Consider the following 25223-nt stretch of genomic DNA (forward strand, 5'->3'; position numbering starts at 1 on the left):
TTCCTTAAACCCGGTTTAAACGATCACCGACACAGCCAGCGGCAGGAGCACTGCCGTGGCCACGCCCATCAGACTCATGGCCAGCGCCGCAAAGGCGCCGCACTCTTCGCTTTCCTGCAACGCCACTGAGGTGCCGACCGCGTGGGCGGTCATGCCCAGGGCCATGCCCCGCGCCTCAGGGCTGTGCACGCCCAGGCGCGACAGGTATGCCGGGCCGATCATCGCGCCGATCACCCCGGTGATCAGCACAAACACCGCCGCCAATGCCGCCACACCGCCAATCTGCTCGGCCACCAGCATGGCGATCGGCGAGGTCACCGACTTGGGCGCCATGGTCATCAACATCCTGTGTTCGGCGCCAAACCACCAGCCCAGCAGTACACACAGGCCGGTGGCCAACACCCCGCCTATCACCAGCGTAGTAAAAATCGGCCAGAACAATTGGCGAATGCGCCGCAGGTTCAAATAGAGCGGCACCGCCAGGGCCACCGTCGCCGGGCCCAGCAGGATGCCCATGATCTCGGTGCTCTTGCGGTACTCGGCGTAGCTCAGGCCACAGCTGATCAGTACGCCGATCACCAGCAGCATGGAAACCAGTACAGGCTGCAGGAAGATCCAGCGGGTTTTCTCGAAACCGGCCAGTACCAGTTGATAGGCACCCAGGGTGATTCCGATGCCGAACAGCGGGTGATGGATCACCGCCGTCCAGGCGCCCTGCCAGTCGACAGTCATTGATCCTTCTCCTTGCGCTTGACCATCTGCTGCATCAACACGCCGACAAAGCCCATGGCAATCACCAGTGACAACACCAGCGCACCGACAATGGCCCAGAAGTCCGCGGCGATGTCCTTGGCATACACCATCACGCCTACCGCCGGCGGCACCAGCAGCAACGGCAAGTAGCGCAACAGGCTGCTGGCGGCCAGGCTCAATGGCTCGCCGACTTCGCCACGCCAGACCAGGAAGCCCAGCATCAGCAGCAGCCCGATGATCGGCCCCGGCAGTACCGGCAACAGCAAATGATTGATCGCGGTGCCGATCAATTGAAACAGCACCAGCCAGGTCAGGCCCCGTAACAGCATCCGTTCTTCCCCCTCGAAACTCGCCCGCATTATAAGCATGCCCGCCCTATGCACCGGCATTCGCCAAAAGCATGGTGGGTTGACCGAGCCGATTGGCCATGATGATCTACATTGGTTCTCTGTAATCGATAAAAACAGCACCGATGAACCAAGGAGAGACGCAATGCCCCATGTACCCGTAGCGCAGCTCAAAGACTATGTCGGCAAGGAACTGGGACGTTCCGAATGGCTCACCATCGACCAGGCACGCATCAACCTGTTCGCCGAGGCCACGGGCGATCATCAGTTCATCCACGTCGACCCGGTCAAGGCCGCGCAAACGCCATTCGGCAGCACCATCGCCCACGGCTTCCTGTCGTTGTCGCTGATTCCCAAGCTGATCGAAGACATCCTGATCATGCCCGAAGGCCTGAAGATGGCAGTCAATTATGGTTTGGACAGCGTGCGTTTCATCCAGCCGGTGAAGGTCAACTCCAACGTGCGCCTGGCGGTCACCCTCACCGACGTGTCCGAGAAAAAGCCCGGCCAGTGGTTGCTCAAGGCAACCTGCACCCTGGAAATCGAAGGCCAGGAAAAACCGGCTTACATTGCCGAGTCGTTGTCACTCTGCTTTGTATAAGGCCGTGCCTGTGGTGGGGAAATAAACCTCACCACAGCGTATGTAAATTTATGTATGAAACTCGCAGCTGCGGCATACTCGGCGCTCAATTATCCGGATCCCGCTATGCGCCCACTCGCTCCCCTCGCCCTTGCCCTGTTGCTCACCGCTTGCGGAGATGGCGAATCGCTGTTGCCGCCCGATGCGCGCCTGCCTGATGGCGGCCGCTACCGGGGTGATGTGGTCGATGGCTTGCTGCAGGGCCAGGGCCGCGTGGACTACCCCAACGGCAGCTGGTACGCCGGGCAGTTCGACAAGGGCCAGTGGCACGGCCAGGGCGAATGGCATGGCAGTAACGGCGAAGTCTATAAAGGCCGGTTCCAGCAAGGCCTGTTCGATGGCCAGGGCAGCCTGACCACGGCGGGCAGCCACTACGTGGGCGGCTTCAAGAACGGACGACGCAATGGCGAAGGCACCCTCAAAGAGGGGCAGATGACCTATCGCGGCGAATTCAAGGACGACCAGTATTCCGGCCTTGGTCGCCTGGAGCTGGCGGACGGCAGCCAGTACCAGGGCCAGTTCGCCCACGGCAAGCCCAATGGCGAAGGCCAGCGCAACGACGACAGCGGCAACCAGTTCAGCGGCCATTTCGTCGATGGCCAATTGGAAGGCAACGGCACCTTCAACAGCGCCGACGGCGACATCTATGTCGGCCAGTTCAAGCAGAACCAACTCAACGGCAAGGGCCGCTACGAGAACGCCGACGGCGACGTGTGGATCGGCCAATTCAAGGAAGGCGCGCTCAGCGGCAAGGGCGAATTGATCGGTGTGGATGGCAGCCACTACGTCGGCCAGTTCAGCGACTGGCGCTTTACCGGTGAAGGCCGCCTGAACCTCACCGATGGCAGCTTCTATATCGGCGGTTTCGACGGCGACAACTATCAAGGCAAAGGCACCCTGGTCCTCACCGACGGCACCGTGCAGGCCGGTACCTGGGTCAATGGCATGCGCGTGCGTGACGCCGACGGCAAACTGCTGCCCGACCCCCTGGAAATCGGCGTGCTGGCCCAAGGCCGCCTGCTGGATGCAGCCCTCGCCGCCGTGCCCGCCTCCACCCCCGCCGTGGAGCTGTACACCCTGGCCGTGGCTGGCGACGGTAAACAAAGCGTGTTCCTGCGCGAAGCCGATTACGTCAGCAATATGCTCGCCACCCGCTTCGGAGCACGCGGGCAGATTCGCCTGGTCAATCACCGCGACCACATCACCGATCGCCCCCTGGCCACCCGCGAAAGCCTGCGGCGCGCCGTGCAAACCCTGGCCGAGCGCACCGGCCCGGAAGACCTGGTGTTCATCTACATGACCAGCCACGGTACCCACGAACACGAATTGGTGCTGGACCAGCCGCGTATGGAGCTGGCCGACCTGCCAGCCGATGAGCTGGCGGCCGTGCTGGCACCGCTGAAGAACCGCGACAAGATCGTGGTGATTTCGGCCTGCTACTCCGGCGGCTTCATCCCGGCCCTGAAGGATGAGCACACGCTGATCATGACCGCGTCCCGGGCCGACCGCGTGTCCTTCGGCTGCTCCGAGGAAGCCGACTTCACCTACTTCGGCGACGCCCTCTTCGCCCAAGCCCTCAACCAGACCGACGACTTGCAGCAAGCCTTCAAGCTGGCGCAACTGCATGTGGCCGAACGCGAACAGGCGGACAACTTCGAAGCCTCCGAACCGCAGATCTGGGCCCCCAAGGGTGTGATCGCCCACTGGCAATTATTACGCAAACAGCAGGCACGAAAGGCGCTGGAAAGCGTCTCAATGAATAGCAAGGAAGCCAAAGGCAACTAAGCTGTAACGTGTAACAAGGGGGAAACACCATGTACCTGACGCCTCAGCATATCTTGCTCGCCGGAGCCACCGGCCTTACCGGCGAACACCTGCTCGACCGCCTGCTCAACGAACCCACCGTGACCCGCGTGCTTGCGCCCAGCCGCAAGCCGCTGGCCCAACACCCGCATTTGGACAACCCGGTGGGCGACCCGGCGGTGCTCCTGCCACAACTGAGCGGCCGGGTAGATATCGCCTTCTGCTGCCTGGGCACCACCCTCAAACAAGCCGGTTCCGAAGCCGCCTTTCGCGCGGTTGACCTGGATATGGTCGTGGCCTTCGCCAAGCGTGCGCGGGAAATGGGTGCGCGGCACCTGATCGTGATCAGCGCGATTGGCGCCGACTCGAAATCCTCGGTGTTCTACAACCGCGTCAAGGGGGAAATGGAACAAGCCTTGAGGGCCCAGGACTGGCCACAGCTGACCATCGTGCGGCCGTCGTTGTTGCTGGGGGAACGCTTGCAACCGCGCCTGGCGGAGCAATTGGCCGGGCCGCTGTCGCGGTTGATTCCGGGCAAATACCACGGTATTGAAGTGTGCGAACTGGCCCGCGCCATGTGGCGCCTGGCGCTGGAAGAGCAGGATGGGGTGCGGGTGGTGGAGTCGGACGAGTTGCGCAAACTCGGCAAATAACCGGTCCCTTCCCACTGAAGGGCTTGCTGTGGCGAGCGGGCTCGCCACAGGGTTACAGGCCGCCCGTGGCGTTGAAACCAACGCCCAACACCGTCAACACCGACAGCGGCAACAACAAGGTATCGAGCAACGCACTCGCCGGCAGATCCACCCCAGGATAACTCGGCGCCTCGGCACCAAACCTGTCCTTGGCGCAGCAGCCACCATTCATTGCATACAAATCCAACCGCGTGCCGGCATACACCACCGGCGCACCCGGTTGCGCCGCGTCCAACGTACGCGCGGTGGCGCAGCCCGTCAGTTGCAGCGCCAGCAGGACCAGCAGCGCCTTATTCATCGCTGCTCAAATGGTGCTCGCCCCAACGTGGCAGCATGTCCTGGGGAATGTTCAGCAGGTTGAGAATGCGCGCCACCACAAAGTCCACCAGGTCATCGATGGTCTGCGGCTGGTGATAGAAACCCGGCGAGGCCGGCAGAATGGTCACGCCCATGTTCGACAACTTGAGCATGTGCTCCAGGTGAATGCTCGAATACGGCGCTTCTCGCGGCACCAGGATCAACTGGCGGCGCTCCTTCAGCGTGACGTCCGCCGCCCGCTCGATCAGGTTGTTGCAGGCCCCCGTGGCAATCGCCGACAAGGTGCCCGTGGAACACGGCACCACCACCATCGCCGCCGGCGCTCCCGAGCCGGACGCCACCGGCGACATCCAGTCCTCTTTGCCGTAGACCTTGATCTGCCCCGCCGCCGCACCGGTGTATTCGGTGAGGAAGGCCTGCATGGTCTGCACCTTGGGCGGCAGCGCCACGTCGGTCTCGGTGGCCATCACCAGCTGCGCGGCCTTGGAGATCAGGAAATGCACTTCGCGGTCTTCACGCACCAGGCAATCGAGCAGACGCAAACCATAGGGTGCGCCGGATGCACCGGTCATCGCCAGGGTGACGCGCTCCGGGCCGCTCATTTCAGCGCCTCGGCCAACTTGCCATGCAGGCCGCCAAAGCCGCCGTTGCTCATGACCACTACGTGAGTGCCGGGCTTGGCCTGGTGCTTAACGTGTTCGATGATGCCTTCGATGGAGTCGCAGACGCTGGACGGCACCGTGCACAGGGCGGCAATCGCCGGCAGGTCCCAGCCGAGATTGGCCGGTGCGTACCAGACCACCTGGTCGGCATCGTTGACGCTTTCCGGCAGGCCGTCGCGGTGCGCGCCAAGCTTCATGGAGTTGGAGCGCGGCTCGACAATCGCAATGATCGGCGCATCGCCAACGCGCTTGCGCAGGCCATCCAGGGTGGTGGCAATCGCCGTCGGGTGGTGGGCAAAGTCGTCGTAGATGGTAACCCCATTCACGTCGGCGACCTTTTCCATACGCCGTTTCACGCTCTTGAATGCACTCAGCGCGGCGATGCCCATGGACGGCACTACGCCTACATGCCGCGCAGCCGCCAGGGTCACCAAAGCGTTGGCGACGTTATGCTGGCCGGTCATGTCCCACTCGACGATGCCTTGGGCCTCGCCCTCGAACAGCACTTCAAAGCGGGAACCGTCTTCGCTGAGCAACCTGACCTGCCATTGCCCGCCCGCGCCGGTGGTTTGTACCGGGGTCCAGCAGCCCATCTCGATCACGCGCTGCAAGGCAGGCTCGGTGGTCGGGTGGATCACCAGGCCTTCGCTTGGAATGGTCCGCACCAAGTGGTGGAACTGGCGCTCGATGGCCGCCAGGTCGGTGAAGATGTCAGCGTGATCGAATTCCAGGTTGTTCAGGATTGCCGTGCGCGGGCGGTAGTGAACGAACTTGGAGCGCTTGTCGAAGAAGGCGCTGTCGTATTCATCCGCCTCGATCACGAAGAACGGCGTGTCGCCCAGGCGCGCCGACACCGAAAAGTTCTGCGGCACACCGCCGATCAAAAAGCCCGGGCTCATGCCCGCGTGCTCCAGTACCCAGGCCAGCATGCTGCTGGTGGTGGTCTTGCCGTGGGTGCCGGCGACCGCCAAGACCCAACGACCTTGCAGCACATGATCCGCCAGCCACTGCGGGCCGGACACATAAGGCAAACCTTTATTGAGGACGTATTCGACCGCCGGGTTGCCACGAGACATGGCATTGCCGATAACCACCAGGTCAGGGACCGGGTCGAATTGCGCCGGGTCGTAGCCTTGGGTCAGCTCGATGCCCTGGGCCTCGAGTTGCGTGCTCATGGGCGGGTAGACGTTGGCGTCGGAGCCGGTGACATGGTGGCCCAGTTCTTTGGCCAGAACGGCCATCGAGCCCATGAATGTGCCGCAAATACCGAGAATATGAATGTGCATAGTCGACCTCGTAAAACATCGAGGCAGGTTAGCGCAGGGGGGCGAAAATCGCACTCTTTAGCTGTCAGGTGGCGGCCCCGGAAGGCCGCCCAGGAACTCAGACAGTCGGCGTATCAGCCATTGGTTCAGCGGGTAGGTCGGTGGCCTTGAGCACGATGAGTTTGCCGATGAACTTGTTCACCGCCTCAAAACGCTTATCCAGGCTGTCCAGCCGGCTGCCGTCGGTACCAGCCGTTGCGCCGGAAGCTTCTTTGTAAGGTCGCAAGATCATGTCGTTTTCCTCACCGATCATCTTGAGTTGATTTTCGGCGACGTCATACAAGGCCTCAAGCGCGGCGAGTCGCTCACCCGGAGACTGTGAATCACGTTCAACCAATTTGAGGGCCTTCGCATCCGTCCCCTCCCGTATTGCCATGATGTTATTCGCCACGACCTCGATACGCAGTTCGGCCAGGGCCAGTCGCGTGTCCACATTGGCATTCTGCGTCGAAACATTGCCCGCGTACGTTGCTCCCTGAGTGCTGGGGGCCGGTTGGTGCACCGGTGGCAGAATCGGGGTCTGCGAGGTGTACTGGCCTTTGATCGCCTCTCCTGTCCAAGCGGACCCTGCGTAGGTTGCAATACTGAGTGGCGCACTGACAAACCCATTGATCCCCGCATTTACAAAGGCATCACGGGCAACCGTGCCGAGTTGGGGGGAAGTGGAAAACACACCCGCCTTGTGCAATCGGTCCGCGACGATCAGGTTTTGCGTCACCTCGGCCAAGGTCTTGGGAGCAGCATGGCTCTGGGACGGAATCACATTGGCCACCGGCTGGCCAGTGATCTTTGGCAAAATACTCCTGAAGGCACTTCCCACAGACCCCGTCGGCGGCGCTGGGCTTGCAGGCGGGGGATTGAGGCGTGGCGGTGAGCCTCCAACGCTGGATCCCCGTGTCGGTGGTGATGGCGGACGCCGCCTGAATGGGTTGAAAAACAAGTCCCTCTTGCGACGACTGTGTACCTCTTGCCCGTTTTGGGCTTCATCACTGGGATAATTAATGGTCGGTGCAGTGGGCTCTTTTGATAACTCAGTGGACGGTTGTTCAGTTTGCATAGGTATTGACGGAGTCTGACCTGTTATGCGCATAACCTTCACCCTAATAGCTTCTGAAACGGATAGTTGTTGAGACAGGCAAGGCCAAATTGCACATTGGCCTTATCCTCTGCGTCTTGAAAAACCAGCTACCAGTTCCAGAAAACCAATGCCGCGCAAACAAAGCCGATCCCTCGGACGGTGAGTAATAACCGTGACTTACACACCGCAGTTAATAAGCAACCGGCAACTAACACTCCTGGCGCAATTGACGAGCGATTCCGTACTTGCGCAACTTTCTATATAACGTATTTCGACTGATGCCCAATAAAACCGCGGTCTGGCTCATGTGCCAGTGTTGCTGCGCCAAGGCGGCCAGCAACGCGCCACGTTCGGCAACATCAAGCGATGAATCAGCCGATGGCAGGGTGTCGTTTACCTGTGCGGTCTGCGAATCACGGACACGGGCGGGCACGTCTTCAAGCCGAACGAGGCCGTCCGCACATAACGCAATCAACGTGCGCAGCACCATGCGCAGTTGTCGCACATTGCCCGGCCAGGCGAACGCCAACAACACTCGGCGTGCAGCAGGATCCAGCGCGACCTGTTGCTCACCCGCCTCCTGGCCCAGCAGAAAATCCAGCAACTGGGATTTGTCCGCGCGATCACGCAGTGCCGGCAGGGAAATTTCCAGACCATTGAGCCGGTAGTACAAGTCTTCGCGAAAGGTGCCGTCCTGCACACGCGCCAACAAATTCCGATGGGTGGCGCTGATAATTCGTACGTTTACCGCCTGGGGCTCACCGCCGAGCGGCACCACCAGCCGGTCCTCCAGCACTCTTAGCAGACGGGTTTGCAGCGCCAGGGGCATATCGCCGATTTCGTCGAGAAACAGGGTGCCGCCATCGGCTTGCTGCAACTTGCCTTGCATGCCTTCTTTGCGCGCACCGGTAAAGCTGCCTCCCCGATAGCCGAACAATTCGCTTTCGATCAGGCTTTCCGGGATGGCGGCACAGTTGAGTGCCACAAATGCCTTGTCGGCCCGCTGGCTGGCCTGATGCACGGCCTTGGCAAAGGCCTCTTTGCCGGAACCGGTTTCGCCATTGATCAGCAACGGCACATCGCGCTCGAAAACCCGCAACGCCTTGCTGAAGTCCTGTTGCAGGGCCGGATCGCCCAGGCAGATGCCGGGCAGGCGCGGCCGTTCCACCACCGCAGGTTTGGCAACGGGTGTGGGAATACTGCGCGCCTGACCGCGCAGCGCCGCGAACAAATGCCGGCCATCGCGGGTACGCAACGGCCAACTGGCGGTGGCATTGGCGCTGGCGCGGCCGAGCAACTGATCGAGGGTGCATTCGAAAAATGCCTCCACCGGCTGGCCCAGCAGGCCGCCACGCAACTGCCCCAACAGGTTCAGCGCACTTTGGTTCACCGCGCAGATGCGCCCATCGCCATCGAACGCCAGCAATCCTTCACTGAACAACCCCACCGACTCAGCCTGCAGGTGAAAGCGCAGCAACCAGTGATTTTCAAAGTGGCGCAGGAAATAGCAACTCTCGATCATCTTCGCCGACAGGTTGACCAGCGCCATGGTGTGGAACTGGCTCTGGCGCGACACCGCTTCGCGCGCCGAGGACACATCCAGCACCGCCAGCAGATCGCCATGGGGATCAAACACCGGGCTGGCCGAACAGGTCAGCCCGGTGTGCCGGCCACGAAAATGCTCATCACGGTGAATGGTCAGGGATTGGCGCTCCACCAGGCAGGTGCCGATGCCATTGGTGCCTTCGCACGCTTCGCTCCAATCGGCACCGAGCCACAGCCCGGCGCGCTCGAAGATCTTGCGTTCGGATGGCGCGGTGACACAGTTGAGGATCACGCCCCGCGCATCGGTCAGCAACACCGCATGGCCGGCGCCCGAGAGCTGCTGGTGCAGGCTGTTCATCTCACTGCCGGCGATATGCAGCACTTGTTGCAGGCGCTCGCGGCTTTCCAGCAGGCGGCCATGTTCAAGCACGGTGGGGGCAATGGTTTGCGCAGGGTCGAGGTGATAGTCCTCCAGGCAGCGCAGCCAGGAGCGGGCGATGGAGGGATCGCTGGACGGGTCGCGACCATGGGCCACGGTGAGCACTTGCTGGGCATGGCGACTGAAATGATCGTTGTGCATTTCTTATTATTCTCCCTGCGTGAGAACCCCCAGCATCCCCCAGCCATCCAGGCAATGCAATCCCGTGCCGACCCGCCGGTCACGGGCTGTACCGTTTACGGCACAAACTGTCACACAGGCTGTATCAACCCTGCCACAGCAACGCCTTGCAACAATGCCCAACCCCTTGATTTAGCTGGCTCACACAGCGGTGGCCCAACCTTTGCTCTACGCTTATCAAGCGCTCGTTGCGCTGCGCTCCCAATAAACATAAAAGCCAGGAGATACCCACCATGCGTTACGCACACCCCGGTACTGAAGGCGCCATCGTTTCGTTCAAGGCCAAGTACGGCAACTACATCGGTGGCGAATTCGTTGAGCCGGTCGATGGCAAATATTTCACCAACTCTTCGCCGGTCAACGGCAAGGCAATTGCCGAATTCCCACGCTCCACCGCCAAAGACATCGACAAAGCCCTGGACGCCGCCCACGCCGCCGCCGACGCCTGGGGCAAGACCTCGGCCCAGGACCGTTCGCTGGTGCTGCTGAAGATCGCCGACCGCATCGAACAGAACCTCGAACTGCTGGCCATCACCGAAACCTGGGACAACGGCAAGGCCGTGCGTGAAACCCTCAACGCCGACATCCCGCTGGCGGCCGACCACTTCCGCTACTTCGCCGGCTGCATTCGCGCCCAGGAAGGCACCAGCGCCGAGATCAACGAACACACCGCCTCCTACCACTTCCACGAACCGCTGGGCGTGGTTGGCCAGATCATCCCGTGGAACTTCCCGCTGCTGATGGCCGCGTGGAAACTCGCCCCGGCGCTGGCCGCCGGTAACTGCGTGGTGCTCAAGCCCGCCGAGCAAACCCCGCTGGGCATCAACGTGCTGCTGGAAGTGATCGGCGACCTGCTGCCACCGGGCGTGCTGAACGTGGTGCACGGTTTCGGCAAGGAAGCCGGCGAAGCCCTGGCGACCAGCAAGCGCATCGCCAAGATTGCCTTCACCGGCTCCACCCCGGTGGGTTCGCACATCATGCATGCGGCGGCCGAGAACATTATTCCGTCGACCGTTGAGCTGGGCGGCAAGTCGCCGAACATCTTCTTCGCCGACATCATGAAAGCCGAACCTTCGTTCATCGAAAAGGCCGCCGAAGGCCTGGTGCTGGCGTTCTTCAACCAGGGCGAAGTGTGCACCTGCCCTTCCCGTGCACTGGTGGAAGAATCGATCTACGACGACTTCATGAAAGTGGTGATGAAGAAGATCGAGTCGATCAAACGCGGCGACCCGCTGGATACCGACACGATGGTCGGCGCCCAGGCGTCCGAGCAGCAGTTCGACAAGATCCTGTCCTACCTGGAAATCGCCAAGGGCGAAGGCGCGCAACTGCTGACCGGCGGCAAAGTCGAGAAGCTTACCGGAGACATGGCTGGCGGCTATTACATCCAACCGACCCTGCTCAAAGGCACCAACAGAATGCGCGTGTTCCAGGAAGAAATCTTCGGCCCGGTGGTGAGCATCACCACCTTCAAGGACGAAGCCGAAGCCCTGGCGATTGCCAATGATACCGAGTTCGGCCTGGGCGCCGGCGTATGGACCCGCGACATCAACCGCGCCTACCGCATGGGCCGCGCGATCAAGGCGGGCCGCGTGTGGACCAACTGCTACCACCTGTACCCGGCCCATGCCGCGTTCGGTGGTTACAAGAAGTCCGGCGTTGGCCGTGAAACCCACAAGATGATGTTGGATCACTACCAGCAGACCAAGAACTTGCTGGTGAGTTACGACATTAATCCGCTGGGCTTCTTCTAATTACCCCCTCGCACATTTGAAATGCAATCAAATGTGGGAGGGGCTTATCCCCTCCCACATTTTGCGTTCGACACAAAGACGCCAAATTAAAAACAATAAGAATGAAAGGTACTTTCCCATGCCTAGCGAACCGACTGGATCTTCTGTCGACTTCGAAAAAGTCGACTCCCAATACTTCCAACAACGCGAACTGAAAAAAGGCGCCGCCGGCTGGGTACTGCTGGTCGGCCTTGGCGTCGCCTACGTGATCTCCGGCGACTACGCCGGCTGGAACTTCGGCCTGGCCCAAGGTGGCTGGGGCGGGATGTTCCTGGCCACATTGCTGATGGCCACCATGTACCTGTGCATGTGTTTTTCCCTGGCCGAACTGTCGTCCATGATCCCCACTGCAGGTGGTGGCTACGGCTTTGCCCGCAGCGCATTCGGGCCGTGGGGTGGGTTCCTCACCGGCACCGCAATCCTGATCGAATACGCCATCGCCCCCGCCGCCATCGCGGTGTTTATCGGCGCGTATTGCGAGTCGCTGTTCGGCATTGGCGGCTGGATGATTTACCTGGCGTTCTACATCATTTTTATCGGCATCCACATCTTGGGTGTCGGCGAAGCCTTGAAGCTGATGTTCGTGATTACCGCCGTGGCTGCGATTGCCCTGGGCGTGTTCCTGGTGTCGATGGTGCCGCACTTCAGTGTTGCCAACCTGCTGGACATCCCGGTGACCGAGGCCAAGGGTGCCAGCACCTTCCTGCCGTTCGGCTATGTGGGTGTGTGGGCGGCAATCCCCTATGCCATCTGGTTTTTCCTGGCCGTCGAGGGCGTGCCGCTGGCCGCCGAAGAAACCAAGAACCCCAAGCGCGACCTGCCGCGCGGCCTGATCGGCGCCATTGTGGTGCTGACCAGCTTTGCCCTGCTGATCCTGGTAATAGCACCGGGCGGCGCCGGCACGTACGCGTTGATCAAGTCCGGCAACCCGCTGGTGGAGGCGCTGGCCTTGTCCTATGGCGGCTCGACCTGGATGGGCAGCTTCGTCAACCTGGTAGGCCTGGCGGGCCTGATCGCCAGCTTTTTCTCGATCATCTACGCCTATTCGCGACAAATCTTCGCGCTGTCGCGTGCCGGCTACCTGCCACGCAAACTGTCCGAGACCAACAAAAGCAAGGCGCCCGTGCTGGCGTTGGTGATCCCCGGCATCATCGGCTTTGGCCTATCGCTGACCGGCCAGGGTGACCTGCTGATCCTGGTGGCGGTGTTTGGCGCGACCATTTCCTACGTGCTGATGATGGCCGCGCACATCACCCTGCGCATCCGTCGCCCCAAAATGGACCGTCCGTACCGCACGCCGGGCGGCGTCTTCACCTCCGGCGTTGCCCTCGTGCTGGCCTGCGTGGCCGTGGTAGCGGGCTTTCTGGTGGATCCACGGGTGGTGATTGGCGCCGCGATCATCTATGGAGTATTAATTGCTTACTTTGCTTTCTACAGCCGGCATCACTTGGTAGCGGGCACGCCCGAAGAGGAATTCGCGGCGATCCAGGCCGCAGAGGCCGCCTTGCACTGATAGCCGTAAACCTCGACGCAGGCGCGTGCCTGCGTCGCCAAGGAGACACTGTATGGCAAGTTTTTCCCACGCGGTGGGTGCACAGACCTACCGCTTCGACAGCCTCAAGGACGTGATGGCCAAGGCCAGCCCCGCACGCTCCGGTGACTTTCTCGCCGGCGTCGCCGCACAGAACGACGGTGAACGCGTGGCGGCGCAGATGGCGTTGGCGAATATCCCGCTCAAACACTTTTTAGAAGAAGTGCTGATCCCCTATGAAGGCGATGAAGTCACCCGACTGATCATCGACACCCACGATAAACAGGCGTTTAGCGTGGTCAGCCACCTGACCGTCGGCGGCTTGCGCGACTGGCTGCTCAGCGACGCGGCCGACGAACATTCCCTACGCGCCTTGGCGCCAGGGCTGACACCGGAAATGGCCGCCGCCGTGTCGAAGATCATGCGTGTGCAGGACCTGGTGCTGGTGGCGCAGAAGATCCGCGTGGTCACGCAGTTTCGCGGCACCATGGGCCTGCGCGGGCGCTTGTCCACGCGGCTGCAGCCCAACCATCCTACAGATGAGCCGGCCGGCATCGCCGCGAGCATTCTCGATGGCCTGTTGTACGGCAACGGTGACGCCATGATCGGCATCAACCCGGCTACCGACAGCATCGCCTCCATCTGCGCCATGCTGGAGATGCTCGACGCGATCATCCAGCGCTACGAGATCCCGACCCAGGCCTGCGTACTCACCCACGTCACCACCTCCATCGAGGCGATCAACCGTGGCGTGCCGCTGGACCTGGTGTTCCAGTCGATTGCCGGCACCGAGGCGGCCAACGCCAGCTTCGGCATCAGCCTGAGTGTGCTGCAGGAAGGTTACGAAGCAGGCCTGAGCCTCAATCGCGGCACCTTGGGCCAGAACCTGATGTACTTCGAAACCGGCCAGGGCAGCGCCCTGTCGGCCAACGCGCACTTTGGCGTCGACCAGCAAACCTGCGAAACCCGCGCCTACGCGGTGGCGCGACATTTCAAACCATTTTTGGTGAATACCGTCGTAGGCTTTATCGGCCCCGAGTACCTGTACAACGGCAAGCAGATCATCCGCGCCGGCCTCGAAGACCACTTCTGCGGCAAGCTGCTCGGCGTGCCGATGGGTTGCGACATCTGTTACACCAACCACGCCGAAGCCGACCAGGACGACATGGACACCCTGCTGACCCTGCTGGGTGTGGCCGGGATCAACTTCATCATGGGCATTCCCGGCTCCGACGACATCATGCTCAACTACCAGACCACTTCGTTCCACGACGCCCTGTACGCCCGCCAAACATTGGGTTTAAAGCCGGCGCCGGAGTTTGAACAGTGGCTGGCGAAGATGGGCATCTTCACGCAAGCCGACGGCAAGGTGCACTTCGGCAACAGCCTGCCACCGGCGTTTCGCCAAGCCTTGGCGCAATTGGGATGAAGGAGCCGCCTGTGCAACTCGACCTGCCTGACAACCCTTGGCTGGAACTGCGCCGCCTGACGCCAGCCCGAATAGCCCTGGGCCGCACCGGCACCAGCATCCCCACTAGCGCGCAGCTGGATTTCCAATTTGCCCACGCCCAGGCACGGGATGCTGTGCACTTGCCCTTCGACCATGCGGGCCTGCGCGGTCAGTTGGCCGAACGCGGGCGTGACAGCCTGTTGCTGCACAGTGCTGCCACTGATCGTCACCTTTACCTGCAACGCCCGGACCTGGGGCGGCGCCTGAGCGATGAGTCAGCCCAGTTGCTGCGCGATCATGCATCGGCCAACCCCGGCGGCGTGGACTTGGCGGTGGTGGTCGCTGATGGCCTGTCGGCACTGGCGGTGCATAAACACACCTTGCCGTTTCTGACGCGCCTGGAAGAACAGAGCAGCGCAGACGGTTGGTCCTTGTCGCCGGTCATTCTGGTGGAACAGGGCCGCGTGGCGGTGGCGGATGAAGTGGGCCAGTTGCTCGGGGCCAAGATGACCGTCATTCTGATCGGCGAACGGCCCGGCCTCAGCTCGCCGGACAGCCTGGGCCTGTATTTCACCTACAACCCCAAGGTCGGCCTCACCGACGCCTACCGCAACTGCATCTCCAATGTGCGCCTGAAAGGCCTGAGCTACGGCATGGCCGCCCACCGCCTGCTTTACTTGATGCGAGAGGCGTGTCGCCGGCAGCTGTCGGGGGTCAATCTCAAGGACGAGGCGCAGGTGCAGACCCTTGAGTCGGATGATCCGGACCTGATGAAAGGCAATTTCCTGCTCAGTTCACCGGATGACTGAACGCTGCACGATTGCGCTTTTTCACGCCATTAGGCAGCATCGAGTCACGGCCGCTTGTGTGGTCATCCCCCATTTGGAAGTTGAGGCCTGGCATGCGGATTACTCAAGCGACCCTGGAACACCTGGACCTGTTGACCCCGCTGTTCGTCAAATACCGTGAGTTCTACGGGGCGTTGCCGTTCCCGGATTCGTCGCGGGCCTTCCTGGAGAAGCGCCTGCGGCGCAAGGAGTCGGTGATCTACCTGGCCCTGGCGGATGATGATGACAAGAAGCTGCTGGGGTTTTGCCAGCTGTACCCGAGCTTTTCGTCGCTGTCGCTCAAGCGGGTGTGGATCCTCAATGACATCTATGTGGCTGAAGACGCCCGCCGGCAATTGGTGGCGGACAACCTGATGCGCACGGCGAAGAAAATGGCCAAGGAGACCCACGCGGTGCGACTGCGCGTGTCGACCAGCAGCGACAACGAAGTGGCGCAGAAGACCTATGAGTCCATTGGGTTTCGCGAAGACACGGAGTTCAAGAACTACACGCTGCCGATCAGCGAGGATTGATCACCGCTATCAAAAACACCATAAATCCCCTGTGGGAGGGGGCTTGCCCCCGATTGCGGTGGGTCAGTATCAGATGTGTTGACTGACACTACCCCATCGGGGCAAGCCCCCTCCCACGTTCAGACTGGATGTTTGCCTGAAACTACCACGACATCCTTCGCTACAAAACCAACACGCTTTTCACCTCTCAATCCGTATAATGCGGACCTTTCAGGGTTGTAAGAAATGCGGCATACACTTGTAGCCTTATTACCCGAGCTTCCGCACAGGCCTGCTGAGCCGGGCCATTCACACAGGTGCCATCCATGGATTTCAACCCGCTCGACCTTATCCTGCATCTCGACGTCTACCTCGACCTGCTGGTAACCAATTACGGTCCGTGGATCTACGCCATTCTGTTCCTGGTCATCTTTTGCGAAACCGGCCTGGTGGTCATGCCGTTCCTGCCAGGCGATTCATTACTGTTCATCGCCGGCGCAGTCGCTGCGGGTGGCGGCATGGACCCGGTGCTGTTGGCCGGCCTGCTGATGCTGGCGGCAATCCTCGGCGACAGCACCAACTATGTGATCGGGCGAACGGCCGGGGAGCGCTTGTTCAGCAACCCGAACTCAAAGATTTTCCGTCGCGACTACCTGCAAAAGACCCACGACTTCTACGACAAACACGGCGGCAAAACCGTGACCCTGGCGCGCTTCCTGCCGATCCTGCGCACGTTCGCGCCGTTCGTTGCCGGCATCGCGAAAATGCCCTACCCGCGCTTCTTCGGCTTCAGCGTATTCGGCACCATCCTCTGGGTCGGCGGCCTGGTAACCCTGGGCTATTTCTTCGGCAATGTGCCGTTCATCAAGAAAAACCTGTCGCTGCTGGTGGTGTTCATCATCCTGCTGTCGCTCGTGCCGATGATCATTGGGGTGTTCCGCAGCCGGTTTGGCCGCACATCCTCCGAAGCCAAGCCGCAGTAACCTGCGATGTGGTCGCTCAGCGCCTGGCGTCGCCGGCGCTTGCTGGCCAAACACCCGATTGCCGATGACACCTGGCAACGGGTGCGCCATCACCTGACCTTCCTCGACGGCATCAGCACCGAGCAGGACCAGTGGCTGCGCGAAGCCTGCGTGCTGTTCCTCGCCGAAAAACACCTGACCGCCCTGCCCGGCGTCGAACTGCATCAGGAACAACGCCTGCTGCTCGCCGCCCAGGCGCAATTGCCGCTGATGAACCTGGGCGACCTCGACTGGTACCAGGGCTTCCACGAAATCGTGCTGTACCCCGACGACTTCCTCAGCCCCCAGCGTCACCGCGACAGCAGCGGCGTCGAACACGAGTGGGACGGCGAACACAGCGGCGAAGCCTGGCAACAAGGTCCGGTGATCCTCGCCTGGCCCGGCGTGCTGGCCAGCGGTCAGTGGGAAGGCTACAACCTGGTCATCCACGAACTGGCCCACAAGCTCGACATGCTCAACGGCGACGCCAACGGCCTGCCGCCGCTGCACCATGACATGCGCGTGCAGGAGTGGGCCAACGTGATGCAGAGCGCCTACGACGATCTCAATCGCCAACTCGATGCCAACCCGGATGCCGAGACCGAGATCGACCCCTACGCCGCCGAAAACCCCGCTGAATTCTTTGCCGTCACCAGCGAATATTTTTTCAGCGCCCCGGATTTGCTGGTCAGCAGTTATCCACAGGTGTACGCCCAACTCAGCCGCTTTTATCGCCAGGATCCCCTGGCCCGCCTCATTCAACTGCAAGCCAGCGACCCGCGCTATCAGCCACCGGGCGAATGACCGTACGACGTCTGGCGCATGGCATCGGCGTCAGAATGTGCCTATAATCGCCGCCACTTTTAGGCCAATCCGGCCATGTTTCATGGCCAATTAACGGGGGCAACGCCCAATGAGCTACAGCAAGATTCCGGCTGGCAAAGACCTGCCGAACGACATCTACGTCGCCATCGAGATTCCGGCCAACCACGCGCCGATCAAATACGAAATCGACAAAGACAGCGACTGCCTGTTCGTTGACCGTTTCATGGCCACCCCGATGTTCTACCCGGCCAACTACGGTTTTATCCCCAACACGCTGGCTGACGACGGTGACCCCCTCGACGTGCTGGTGGTAACCCCTTACCCGGTTACCCCAGGCTCGGTTATCCGTGCGCGTCCAGTCGGCATCCTGAACATGACCGACGACGGCGGCGGCGACGCTAAAGTGATCGCGGTTCCACACGACAAGCTGTCCCAGCTGTACGTGGACGTGAAGGAATACACCGACCTGCCGCCACTGTTGCTGGAGCAGATCAAACACTTCTTCGAGAACTACAAAGACCTCGAAAAAGGCAAATGGGTGAAGATCGACGGTTGGGGCAACGCAGACGCCGCCCGCGCCGAGATCCTGAAGTCGGTTGCCGCCTACAAAGGCTGATACCCGCTCCTCATTGCCCCGGCAATTGAAAAAGCCCCGATTATTCGGGGCTTTTTTTGTGGGAAAAATTAAACGGAAAGTTCAATGTTTTATAAATAACGTTTAATTTAAATCAAAATCCGAAGTATCAGGCTACAACTAAGTAAATCCCTACAAGCGCAACTCAACGCATGGTTTATTTGATCTGTAATTCCGGCCAGTAAACTCTGCGTTTATGAATACATCAGGTGATCGTTTAAAAGCGCTACTACAGGAAGTTCATCTTTCCGCCTCCGACTTCGCCAAGAACCGCGGTGTCACGCCCCAGCACGTGAACAACTGGTTCAAGCGCGGTGTACCCATGGGCCGACTCAACGAGATCGCAGAACTGCTGTGCATCTCCAGCCGTTGGCTGCGCACCGGCGAAGGCCCCAAACACCCACCGGCCAACTTCCTGCTGGATGGCCCGAGCTCACGAAAAGGACTGCCCACCACCCGCGAAGCCAGCGGCAAATACCTCACAGGCCCCGCCTGCCTCCCGGAAAAAACCGACGTGGAGATCGATCTCCACCCTTCATTCACCTCCAACGAGCGCATCCGCCTCTCGCTGCACACCCTTCAGGCCCTGAACGTAAACCCCGACCGCGCTTTGGGCGCCTACATGGTCGACAACAGCATGATCGACATCATCCAACAAGGCGCCACCCTCGCCATCGACCGAGGCCGCACGCAAATCATCGACGGAGAAATCTACGCGGTAGAGCATGACGGGATGCTGCGTATCAAATACCTCTACAACAGGCCCGGCGGAGGTTTGCGCATGCGCAGTCACAATGCCGGCGAGCATCCCGACGAATACCTCACCTACGAACAACGCTTTGAGCAGAACTTCCAGATTGTGGGGTGGGTATTCTGGTGGTCCACCCTGAATAACCGACGCCCGCCCGTGCCGCTGGATGAGCATCTGTTGGGCTGGGAAGGCTCTAAATCGGACCCGGAGGTGGGCAACTGAGGTGAATATGGGTATCATGCGCCGCACATTCGGCAGGGGGTGGCTTTACGCTATCCACCTTGCCTGGCGAAGCGGAGGAGTTCCCGCGGATGCCCCTACTATTCAGCCAGACGTGTTGTGGGCTGAGCGATTTGAAGGCTGGTGAGGTTTGTCAAAAACAAGCTGAGGCAGTCCCCGAGAAGCCGGCCACAAGCCGGCTTTTTAATGCCCGTGAAAATCCCAAGTCAATTGTCCAGCAAGCTGCTGGACAATTGAATGACCAAAAGCGGGCGGCTTACAGTCCGATTCGCCACCCTCTTCTCCATCTCCATCAAATACAACACCGCCCTCTGCGGCGTACCCAGTGGCTCCCCAAGCACCCGCGACGCAGCTACCATTGTCCCCTATGAGTTGACGGTATTACCGGTTTCACCCGATTTATCCCTCACAGCCCACCCATTAATCTGTGCCCATGTTGAACGCAACGCCCTACCAACCTGAACAAAAAAGGATTCAACCATGAGCACTGCAACCTACAACCGCTTGAACAAAGACGACGCCGTAGTCCTGCTGGTCGACCACCAGACCGGCCTGATTTCCCTGGTACAGGACTTCTCGCCCAACGAGTTCAAGAACAACGTGCTCGCCCTGGCTGACCTGGCCAAGTTCTTCAACCTGCCGACCATCCTCACCACCAGCTTCGAGCAAGGCCCCAATGGCCCGTTGGTGCCGGAGCTCAAAGAGATGTTCCCGGACGCGCCGTATATCGCCCGCCCAGGCCAGATCAATGCGTGGGATAACGAAGACTTCGTCAAGGCGATCAAGGCCACTGGCCGTAAGCAGATCATCATTGCCGGCGTGGTCACCGATGTGTGCGTAGCGTTCCCGACCCTGTCGGCGCTGGCGGAAGGGTTTGAGGTGTTTGTGGTGACCGATGCGTCGGGCACGTTCAATACCACGGTACAGCAGGCGGCGTGGAGCCGAATGACGCAAGCGGGTGCGCAATTGATGAACTGGTTCTCGGTGGCGTGTGAGTTGCACCGCGACTGGCGCAACGATATCGAGGGCCTGGGGAACCTGTTGTCCCAGCGCATTCCCAACTATCGCAACTTGATGAATGGGTATGCGGCATTGACGGCGCGTAAGGACTAATTCAACCGCTGCACACACTAAGCCTGCCTTGAAACGCAGGCTTTTTTGGTTAACTAGCAATGCGCCATTAGCACACTCGCCCTAATTGAGACGGCACCGCCTCACCACTAAAGTCCTTCGCTTATTTCGAGTCTCAAGGAAGGACGCTATTGAATACCTTAACCAAAATCGGGCGCTGCCTGGCACTGTTGCCCATCTTGCTGACCAGCACACCGTCGGTATTGGCCGATGAAGAAACACCGATCGGCGACTGGTCGATCATCTACGGCAGCGGTCGGGCCCATAAAAACGTGATGTATGTGGCCGATCGCACTTCGGTGGTGCCGTCGAACCACAACAAGGGCGCAAAACTGGTGGCCGTCACGGTGGTGTATGAAGAACCGGGCAAGCCCATGATCGATGTGTACAACATCGAAGTGCAGTGCTCCACGCGCAAGCTGCGCTTTCTTAACGGGCAGTCGGTTGCGCCATTTTCCTACACCCTTACGCACTTGAAGGTCTCCAACACGTGGCAGACGCCGAAGGAGTTCTGGCTCGACCGCACGCTCGCGTATGTCTGCGAACCGGGCAAGAGCAAGGACACCATCGCCATGGGCAAGATGACCCACCTGCAGATGATCCAGACCACCAAGGCCATGTTCCAGCAATTGGGGCCGACTCAGGAGAAGAGCCAGATGATCGATGACCTCGACGACATGCTGGGCAACAAGCGCTGAGCAACACTCACCTACAAGAAGGATTCACCATGCCTAAATGGACAAGGCTGTTGCTGGCTGGGCTTTGGTTGCCCGCCGTGCTGTTTATCAACGGGTGCCACCTTATTGCACAATCGCGCTGGGAAGGCCGGGACGTGCAAGAGGCGTTGGATTTGTTCGGCAAGCCCGACTCGATGAAGAAGCAGAATGCGCCCAATGGCGACACGCAGGTGGTGATGACCTGGCACAAATCCTCTTCATGGACGACCACTGAAGCCGCCGGGACTTCAATGAATCACACCGGGAACGGGATGGTGTACACCGAGTATTACCAGCAGGTCGGGCACAGTTCGGATTGCAAGCTGGAAGCCACGGTGGATAAGACGAAGAAGATCGTGCTGTTCAGGATTGAGGATGGCCGGATCCTGCATGGCAAGTGCCTGAATGTGCCATTTGTGCCGGGGTACATTCCGCCGGGGTTTTGAGGCTATCAGTCGGTTTTAACCCGCCAGCTCCCGCTCGATCTGCTCGATGCTTGGCAGGCTGGTTCGTAGCTCTGCGGGCAACGACTCAACCAGTTGATATTCCGCTACACCAATCGGCCGATTGTTATCGCGCAACGCATATTCGGCGACGACTTCGTTCTTGCTCTTGCACAACAGCAGGCCGATGGTGGGCCCGTCTTGTGGATGTTTAAGCTGGGCATCGACGGCAGCCAGATAAAAGCTCAGTTTCCCCAGATGCTCGGGTTTGAACTTGCCGGCTTTCAGTTCGATGACCACGTAGCAGCGTAGCTTCACGTGATAGAACAGCAGGTCGACAAAGAACTCATCGCCTCCGACATCCAGCAGTACTTGCTGGCCGACAAAGGCGAAACCGGCGCCCAACTCCAACAAAAAGTCGGTGACGTGCTTGATCAAGGCGTTTTCTATGTCGCGCTCCTGCGCGTCCAGGGCCAGGCTGAGGAAGTCAAAACGGTAAGGGTCTTTCAGCGACTCACGCGCCAGGTCGGATTGCGGTTTGGGCAGGTGGGTCTCGAAGTTGCTGACCGCCTTGCCACTGCGCTCCAACAAGCGGTTTTCGATGTGCATCACCAGCGAGTTACGCGACCAGTTGTTCTCTATCGCCTGGGCTATGTACCAGCGGCGGGTTTCGGGGCCGGGGAGTTTATCGAGTAACACCACATTGTGGCCCCAAGGCAATTGTGCAGCAGCCTGTTGCACAAATTCAGCATCTGACCACGCCTCGGCAAAAGCACGCATGTACTTGAGATTACGCGGCGAAAACCCCTTCATTCGGGGAAAGGCCGCACGCAGATCCTGGGCAAGTCGATCAATGACTTTGCTGCCCCAACCCTGCTCCGCCTGGCGGGTCAAAATGTCGTGACCAATCTGCCAATAGAGCAACACCAATTCCCGATTCACCGCCAGTGTTGCGCGCTGTTGCGCCGCATGAATACGGCCTTTCAGGTCGGTCAGCCAGTCACTGTAGCCCGCTGGTGGTGCGGTCAAGCCGATACAGGGTTCGCTCATGCCATGTCACTCTGGAGTTTTGAGGCAGGCTAGTCAGGCGCATTGACGGTCACAAGGGGCGAAGGTCGTTCCAGGAAGGCCCCTTCAATAACCACAGAAACGTCCTGCTGGCCATTGCGGACTACTGACTTGACTCTCCCCTATACAGCAGCCTTTACCCTGTAACACCCTGTTCAGGACCTCCCCATGACCCCGCGTACCCTGGTGATCCTCGGCCATCCTTCCGCCTCCAGCTTTTGTTCAGCCCTGGCCGATACCTACATCCAGGCGGCAAAAACCGCCGGCCATGAAGTACGTGTCGTACGCTTGGGCGACCTGGCTTTCGACCCCGTCCTTCATCACGGTTACACCCAGATTCAGCCGCTGGAGCCCGACCTGCTCAGCGCGCAATCCGACATCCTCTGGGCCACTCACCTGACATTTGTCTTCCCGATCTGGTGGGGTGGCATCCCGGCGTTGATGAAGGGCTTTATCGACCGAATCTTCCTACCCGGTTTTGCCTTTAAATACCGCGCGGGCAAGGCTTTTCCTGACAAACTGCTCCACGGCCGAACGGCACATCTACTGGTGACCCTGGACACGCCGCCATGGTATTACCGTTGGTTCTATCGCATGCCGGGCATTCACCAGATGCGCAAGACCACGCTGGGGCTTTGTGGTGTCAAGACTGCAAACACGCTGCTGTTCGGGCCGGTGCTGGGCTCCACTGCGGCGCAGCGGGATAAATGGCTGAAACAGGCCGGCGCTTTAACGGAAAAAAGGAGTTTTCATGTACATCGGCAAAGCCGCGCAGTTGTCGGGCACGACCATCAAGGCGATTCGTCACTATGAGGCGATCGGACTGCTGCCAGAACCGCGGCGTCAGGGCCAATACCGGGTCTATTCGGCGCAGAACGTTGAGCTGCTGATGTTTATCAAGTGCGCGCAGCAATTGGGGTTCAAGCTCAAGGAGTTGCAGGAGATTCTTGCAGGTCACGTAGGCGATGTATTGCCCTGGGAGCGGGCGGACCAGGCAATCGCAGACAAGAAGCAGGAACTAGCCCTGAAAATTGCCGCGCTACAGGAAATGCACGTGGGATTGCAGACATTTGAAGCACAGTTGAAAACATCACAAGAACAATGCTCGTCAATGGCGCAAAGATCCTGACCGGCGGTGAGCCGAATAAAATGGGTATACGGCTCATTTGATGAGCCGAATAGGGCGCTTATTCGGCTCACCGCCTGAACACCCTCCCCCGCTCATTTGCCCAGAATCCCCATGTCTGCTAGTGTCCCGCCGGTTTACCGTCTACCGGAATAGCCGCCATGGCCCGCAAAAAAGTTGCACTCGATTTCGAACAATCCCTCGCCGACCTGCAAACCCTGGTCGAGCGGCTGGAGAACGGCGAGTTGTCGCTGGAAGACTCGCTGACGGCGTTTGAGCAAGGCATCGGCCTGACCCGTGACTGCCAGAGCGCGCTGGCGCAGGCGGAGCAGAAGGTGCAGGTGTTGCTGGAGCGTGATGGGGAGTTGGCCGAAGAACCTTTCGATGCGGAACAGCCCGAATGATCGACGCGTATCAGGCCAGTAGCCAAGCCCGGGTCAATGCGGCGTTGGAACCCTTGTTTGTTGCGCCAAGCCCCGAACTCAAGCGTCTTTATGAAGCCATGCGCTACAGCGTGATGAATGGCGGCAAGCGCGTGCGTCCGTTGCTGGCCTATGCAGCGTGCGAAGCCTTGGGCGCAGCCGCCGAACAGGCCAACGGCGCGGCCTGTGCGGTGGAGTTGATCCACGCCTACTCCCTGGTGCATGACGATTTGCCGGCGATGGACGACGACGATTTGCGTCGCGGCCAGCCCACCACCCACAAAGCCTTCGATGAAGCCTGCGCGATCCTCGCCGGTGATGGCCTGCAAAGCCTGGCGTTCAGCGCACTGCTGGACCCGGCATTGAGCAGCGTGAATGCCGAGATCCGCTTGCGCATGGTCACCGCCCTGGCGATGGCGGCAGGCCCGGCCGGCATGGTCGGCGGCCAGGCCATCGACCTCGGCTCGGTCGGCCAGAAGCTTGATCAACAGGCGCTGGAATACATGCACCGCCACAAGACCGGTGCCCTGATCGAGGCCGCCGTACACCTGGGAGCACTTGCCAGCGGGCGGGCCGAAGCCGCTCAGTTGGCCTCGCTGAAGACCTACGCGCGGGCCATTGGCCTGGCATTCCAGGTGCAGGACGACATTCTCGACGTAGAAAGTGACACGGCCACCCTGGGCAAACGCCAAGGCGCCGATATCGCTCGGGACAAACCGACTTATCCTGCGCTGCTCGGGCTGCAAGCCGCCAAGGCCTATGCCCTGGAACTGCGCGACCAGGCCCTGGATGCCCTGCGACCTTTCGACGCGGCGGCCGAGCCACTGCGTGACCTGGCGCGGTATATCGTCGAACGTCGGCACTGATAACGGCGGCCTTTGCGGCCGCATATCGGCCAAGTTCGGCGCTCCGCGTGGGCAGTTTGCGATGCTTGAGGTAAACTGCCGCCTCTTCTATACCTATAACGATTC

The 25223-nt window shown here is 60.3% G+C and carries 27 protein-coding genes; 19 read left to right on the forward strand and 8 right to left on the reverse strand.

Going from position 1 to position 25223, the window contains the following annotated elements:
• Positions 1 to 15: 15 nt before the first annotated feature.
• Together K5K89_RS25745 and K5K89_RS25750 are read right to left on the reverse strand one after the other, a co-directional pair.
• Positions 16 to 732 (reverse strand): LrgB family protein, encoded by a 717-nt coding sequence (locus K5K89_RS25745; protein ID WP_222540485.1) that lies wholly within the window; start codon positions 730 to 732, stop codon positions 16 to 18.
• Positions 729 to 1082 (reverse strand): CidA/LrgA family protein, encoded by a 354-nt coding sequence (locus K5K89_RS25750; protein ID WP_015886074.1) that lies wholly within the window; start codon positions 1080 to 1082, stop codon positions 729 to 731. The genes K5K89_RS25745 and K5K89_RS25750 overlap by 4 nt, the downstream gene beginning before the upstream one ends.
• Before the next feature lie 163 nt (positions 1083 to 1245).
• Between K5K89_RS25750 and K5K89_RS25755 the strand changes: the two genes are divergently transcribed.
• The 3 genes from K5K89_RS25755 to K5K89_RS25765 all read left to right on the forward strand — a co-directional run bounded on the left by K5K89_RS25755 (position 1246) and on the right by K5K89_RS25765 (position 4196).
• Positions 1246 to 1701 (forward strand): MaoC family dehydratase, encoded by a 456-nt coding sequence (locus K5K89_RS25755; RefSeq protein ID WP_071489885.1) that lies wholly within the window; start codon positions 1246 to 1248, stop codon positions 1699 to 1701.
• 105 nt (positions 1702 to 1806) lie between these two features.
• A complete protein-coding gene (locus K5K89_RS25760; RefSeq protein ID WP_071489884.1) occupies positions 1807 to 3525 on the forward strand; it encodes a C13 family peptidase in 1719 nt (572 codons plus the stop codon).
• A 29-nt stretch (positions 3526 to 3554) separates the two neighbouring features.
• Positions 3555 to 4196 (forward strand): oxidoreductase, encoded by a 642-nt coding sequence (locus K5K89_RS25765; protein ID WP_071489883.1) that lies wholly within the window; start codon positions 3555 to 3557, stop codon positions 4194 to 4196.
• A gap of 52 nt (positions 4197 to 4248) precedes the next feature.
• On the opposite strand, the gene K5K89_RS25770 is transcribed toward K5K89_RS25765, so the two are convergent.
• The 5 genes from K5K89_RS25770 to K5K89_RS25790 form a co-directional block, all read right to left on the reverse strand.
• Positions 4249 to 4533, reverse strand: a complete 285-nt coding sequence (locus tag K5K89_RS25770) for a YceK/YidQ family lipoprotein (protein ID WP_071489882.1) — start codon at positions 4531 to 4533, stop codon at positions 4249 to 4251.
• Complete coding sequence (ubiX, locus tag K5K89_RS25775; RefSeq protein ID WP_028618086.1) at positions 4526 to 5155, reverse strand: flavin prenyltransferase UbiX; 630 nt, start codon at positions 5153 to 5155, stop codon at positions 4526 to 4528. Before ubiX ends, K5K89_RS25770 begins: the two co-directional genes overlap by 8 nt.
• Entirely contained in the window at positions 5152 to 6501 is a 1350-nt protein-coding gene (gene mpl, locus K5K89_RS25780; RefSeq protein ID WP_222540486.1) for a UDP-N-acetylmuramate:L-alanyl-gamma-D-glutamyl-meso-diaminopimelate ligase, read from the reverse strand. The genes ubiX and mpl overlap by 4 nt, the downstream gene beginning before the upstream one ends.
• Positions 6502 to 6598: 97 nt before the next feature.
• Complete coding sequence (locus K5K89_RS25785) at positions 6599 to 7336, reverse strand: hypothetical protein (RefSeq protein WP_261400795.1); 738 nt, start codon at positions 7334 to 7336, stop codon at positions 6599 to 6601.
• A gap of 490 nt (positions 7337 to 7826) precedes the next feature.
• Positions 7827 to 9743 carry a sigma-54-dependent Fis family transcriptional regulator gene (locus tag K5K89_RS25790; RefSeq protein ID WP_222540487.1) on the reverse strand — a complete coding sequence of 639 codons (1917 nt, stop codon included), beginning with the start codon at positions 9741 to 9743 and terminating at the stop codon, positions 7827 to 7829.
• 272 nt (positions 9744 to 10015) lie between these two features.
• Here K5K89_RS25790 and K5K89_RS25795 point away from each other — a divergent pair, with 272 nt between their 5' ends.
• From K5K89_RS25795 to K5K89_RS25850, 12 genes are all read left to right on the forward strand, one after another.
• A complete protein-coding gene (locus K5K89_RS25795) occupies positions 10016 to 11536 on the forward strand; it encodes an aldehyde dehydrogenase family protein (protein WP_222540488.1) in 1521 nt (506 codons plus the stop codon).
• A gap of 118 nt (positions 11537 to 11654) precedes the next feature.
• On the forward strand, positions 11655 to 13088 hold the full coding sequence (gene eat / locus K5K89_RS25800) for an ethanolamine permease (RefSeq protein WP_092248114.1): 1434 nt from the start codon (positions 11655 to 11657) through the stop codon (positions 13086 to 13088).
• Positions 13089 to 13140: 52 nt separating this feature from the next.
• On the forward strand, positions 13141 to 14535 hold the full coding sequence (locus K5K89_RS25805; protein ID WP_222540489.1) for an ethanolamine ammonia-lyase subunit EutB: 1395 nt from the start codon (positions 13141 to 13143) through the stop codon (positions 14533 to 14535).
• A complete protein-coding gene (gene eutC, locus K5K89_RS25810; RefSeq protein ID WP_222540490.1) occupies positions 14532 to 15365 on the forward strand; it encodes an ethanolamine ammonia-lyase subunit EutC in 834 nt (277 codons plus the stop codon). Before K5K89_RS25805 ends, eutC begins: the two co-directional genes overlap by 4 nt.
• Before the next feature lie 92 nt (positions 15366 to 15457).
• Positions 15458 to 15916, forward strand: a complete 459-nt coding sequence (locus K5K89_RS25815) for a GNAT family N-acetyltransferase (RefSeq protein WP_017528964.1) — start codon at positions 15458 to 15460, stop codon at positions 15914 to 15916.
• Between the two features lie 305 nt (positions 15917 to 16221).
• Positions 16222 to 16878, forward strand: coding sequence for a DedA family protein (locus K5K89_RS25820; protein ID WP_028618093.1), 657 nt, complete (start codon positions 16222 to 16224; stop codon positions 16876 to 16878).
• A 6-nt stretch (positions 16879 to 16884) separates the two neighbouring features.
• On the forward strand, positions 16885 to 17700 hold the full coding sequence (locus tag K5K89_RS25825) for a zinc-dependent peptidase (RefSeq protein ID WP_222540491.1): 816 nt from the start codon (positions 16885 to 16887) through the stop codon (positions 17698 to 17700).
• A gap of 109 nt (positions 17701 to 17809) precedes the next feature.
• Positions 17810 to 18337, forward strand: coding sequence for an inorganic diphosphatase (gene ppa, locus K5K89_RS25830; RefSeq protein WP_003219382.1), 528 nt, complete (start codon positions 17810 to 17812; stop codon positions 18335 to 18337).
• 214 nt (positions 18338 to 18551) lie between these two features.
• Positions 18552 to 19328 carry a helix-turn-helix transcriptional regulator gene (locus K5K89_RS25835; protein WP_071489874.1) on the forward strand — a complete coding sequence of 259 codons (777 nt, stop codon included), beginning with the start codon at positions 18552 to 18554 and terminating at the stop codon, positions 19326 to 19328.
• 498 nt (positions 19329 to 19826) lie between these two features.
• Positions 19827 to 20459, forward strand: coding sequence for an isochorismate family cysteine hydrolase YcaC (gene ycaC / locus K5K89_RS25840; protein WP_071489873.1), 633 nt, complete (start codon positions 19827 to 19829; stop codon positions 20457 to 20459).
• A 149-nt stretch (positions 20460 to 20608) separates the two neighbouring features.
• A complete protein-coding gene (locus K5K89_RS25845) occupies positions 20609 to 21175 on the forward strand; it encodes a hypothetical protein (RefSeq protein ID WP_093125643.1) in 567 nt (188 codons plus the stop codon).
• A gap of 29 nt (positions 21176 to 21204) precedes the next feature.
• The gene (locus tag K5K89_RS25850; RefSeq protein WP_071489871.1) at positions 21205 to 21639 is read left to right on the forward strand and encodes a hypothetical protein; all 435 of its coding nucleotides are present in this window, start codon (positions 21205 to 21207) and stop codon (positions 21637 to 21639) included.
• Positions 21640 to 21654: 15 nt separating this feature from the next.
• On the opposite strand, the gene K5K89_RS25855 is transcribed toward K5K89_RS25850, so the two are convergent.
• Positions 21655 to 22686: a YhcG family protein gene (locus tag K5K89_RS25855; protein ID WP_093514302.1), complete on the reverse strand. Its 1032-nt coding sequence runs from the start codon at positions 22684 to 22686 to the stop codon at positions 21655 to 21657.
• 186 nt (positions 22687 to 22872) lie between these two features.
• Between K5K89_RS25855 and K5K89_RS25860 the strand changes: the two genes are divergently transcribed.
• From K5K89_RS25860 to ispA, 4 genes are all read left to right on the forward strand, one after another.
• Positions 22873 to 23517, forward strand: coding sequence for an NAD(P)H-dependent oxidoreductase (locus tag K5K89_RS25860; protein WP_071489869.1), 645 nt, complete (start codon positions 22873 to 22875; stop codon positions 23515 to 23517).
• A complete protein-coding gene (locus K5K89_RS25865) occupies positions 23456 to 23833 on the forward strand; it encodes a MerR family transcriptional regulator (protein WP_071489868.1) in 378 nt (125 codons plus the stop codon). Before K5K89_RS25860 ends, K5K89_RS25865 begins: the two co-directional genes overlap by 62 nt.
• A 158-nt stretch (positions 23834 to 23991) precedes the next feature.
• Entirely contained in the window at positions 23992 to 24234 is a 243-nt protein-coding gene (locus K5K89_RS25870; protein ID WP_003176346.1) for an exodeoxyribonuclease VII small subunit, read from the forward strand.
• A complete protein-coding gene (gene ispA / locus K5K89_RS25875) occupies positions 24231 to 25118 on the forward strand; it encodes a (2E,6E)-farnesyl diphosphate synthase (RefSeq protein ID WP_222540492.1) in 888 nt (295 codons plus the stop codon). The genes K5K89_RS25870 and ispA overlap by 4 nt, the downstream gene beginning before the upstream one ends.
• Positions 25119 to 25223: the final 105 nt, after the last annotated feature.

It is taken from the genome of Pseudomonas sp. DR208, assembly GCF_019823005.1.
In the GTDB taxonomy this organism is placed as follows: Bacteria; Pseudomonadota; Gammaproteobacteria; order Pseudomonadales; family Pseudomonadaceae; genus Aquipseudomonas; species Aquipseudomonas extremorientalis.

Excerpts from the sequence above, each read along its gene's own strand:
- K5K89_RS25755 (WP_071489885.1), top strand. The coding sequence starts at position 1,246 with ATGCCCCATGTACCCGTAGCGCAGCTCAAAGACTATGTCGGCAAGGAA.
- mpl (WP_222540486.1), bottom strand. The coding sequence starts at position 6,501 with ATGCACATTCATATTCTCGGTATTTGCGGCACATTCATGGGCTCGATG.
- ppa (WP_003219382.1), top strand. The coding sequence starts at position 17,810 with ATGAGCTACAGCAAGATTCCGGCTGGCAAAGACCTGCCGAACGACATC.
- K5K89_RS25795 (WP_222540488.1), top strand. The coding sequence starts at position 10,016 with ATGCGTTACGCACACCCCGGTACTGAAGGCGCCATCGTTTCGTTCAAG.
- ispA (WP_222540492.1), top strand. The coding sequence starts at position 24,231 with ATGATCGACGCGTATCAGGCCAGTAGCCAAGCCCGGGTCAATGCGGCG.
- K5K89_RS25790 (WP_222540487.1), bottom strand. The coding sequence starts at position 9,743 with ATGCACAACGATCATTTCAGTCGCCATGCCCAGCAAGTGCTCACCGTG.
- K5K89_RS25765 (WP_071489883.1), top strand. The coding sequence starts at position 3,555 with ATGTACCTGACGCCTCAGCATATCTTGCTCGCCGGAGCCACCGGCCTT.
- ubiX (WP_028618086.1), bottom strand. The coding sequence starts at position 5,155 with ATGAGCGGCCCGGAGCGCGTCACCCTGGCGATGACCGGTGCATCCGGC.
- eutC (WP_222540490.1), top strand. The coding sequence starts at position 14,532 with ATGAAGGAGCCGCCTGTGCAACTCGACCTGCCTGACAACCCTTGGCTG.
- K5K89_RS25770 (WP_071489882.1), bottom strand. The coding sequence starts at position 4,533 with ATGAATAAGGCGCTGCTGGTCCTGCTGGCGCTGCAACTGACGGGCTGC.
- K5K89_RS25820 (WP_028618093.1), top strand. The coding sequence starts at position 16,222 with ATGGATTTCAACCCGCTCGACCTTATCCTGCATCTCGACGTCTACCTC.
- K5K89_RS25815 (WP_017528964.1), top strand. The coding sequence starts at position 15,458 with ATGCGGATTACTCAAGCGACCCTGGAACACCTGGACCTGTTGACCCCG.
- K5K89_RS25750 (WP_015886074.1), bottom strand. The coding sequence starts at position 1,082 with ATGCTGTTACGGGGCCTGACCTGGCTGGTGCTGTTTCAATTGATCGGC.
- eat (WP_092248114.1), top strand. The coding sequence starts at position 11,655 with ATGCCTAGCGAACCGACTGGATCTTCTGTCGACTTCGAAAAAGTCGAC.
- K5K89_RS25805 (WP_222540489.1), top strand. The coding sequence starts at position 13,141 with ATGGCAAGTTTTTCCCACGCGGTGGGTGCACAGACCTACCGCTTCGAC.
- K5K89_RS25850 (WP_071489871.1), top strand. The coding sequence starts at position 21,205 with ATGCCTAAATGGACAAGGCTGTTGCTGGCTGGGCTTTGGTTGCCCGCC.
- K5K89_RS25825 (WP_222540491.1), top strand. The coding sequence starts at position 16,885 with ATGTGGTCGCTCAGCGCCTGGCGTCGCCGGCGCTTGCTGGCCAAACAC.
- K5K89_RS25860 (WP_071489869.1), top strand. The coding sequence starts at position 22,873 with ATGACCCCGCGTACCCTGGTGATCCTCGGCCATCCTTCCGCCTCCAGC.
- K5K89_RS25760 (WP_071489884.1), top strand. The coding sequence starts at position 1,807 with ATGCGCCCACTCGCTCCCCTCGCCCTTGCCCTGTTGCTCACCGCTTGC.
- K5K89_RS25745 (WP_222540485.1), bottom strand. The coding sequence starts at position 732 with ATGACTGTCGACTGGCAGGGCGCCTGGACGGCGGTGATCCATCACCCG.
- K5K89_RS25835 (WP_071489874.1), top strand. The coding sequence starts at position 18,552 with ATGAATACATCAGGTGATCGTTTAAAAGCGCTACTACAGGAAGTTCAT.
- K5K89_RS25865 (WP_071489868.1), top strand. The coding sequence starts at position 23,456 with ATGTACATCGGCAAAGCCGCGCAGTTGTCGGGCACGACCATCAAGGCG.
- K5K89_RS25870 (WP_003176346.1), top strand. The coding sequence starts at position 23,992 with ATGGCCCGCAAAAAAGTTGCACTCGATTTCGAACAATCCCTCGCCGAC.
- K5K89_RS25855 (WP_093514302.1), bottom strand. The coding sequence starts at position 22,686 with ATGAGCGAACCCTGTATCGGCTTGACCGCACCACCAGCGGGCTACAGT.
- ycaC (WP_071489873.1), top strand. The coding sequence starts at position 19,827 with ATGAGCACTGCAACCTACAACCGCTTGAACAAAGACGACGCCGTAGTC.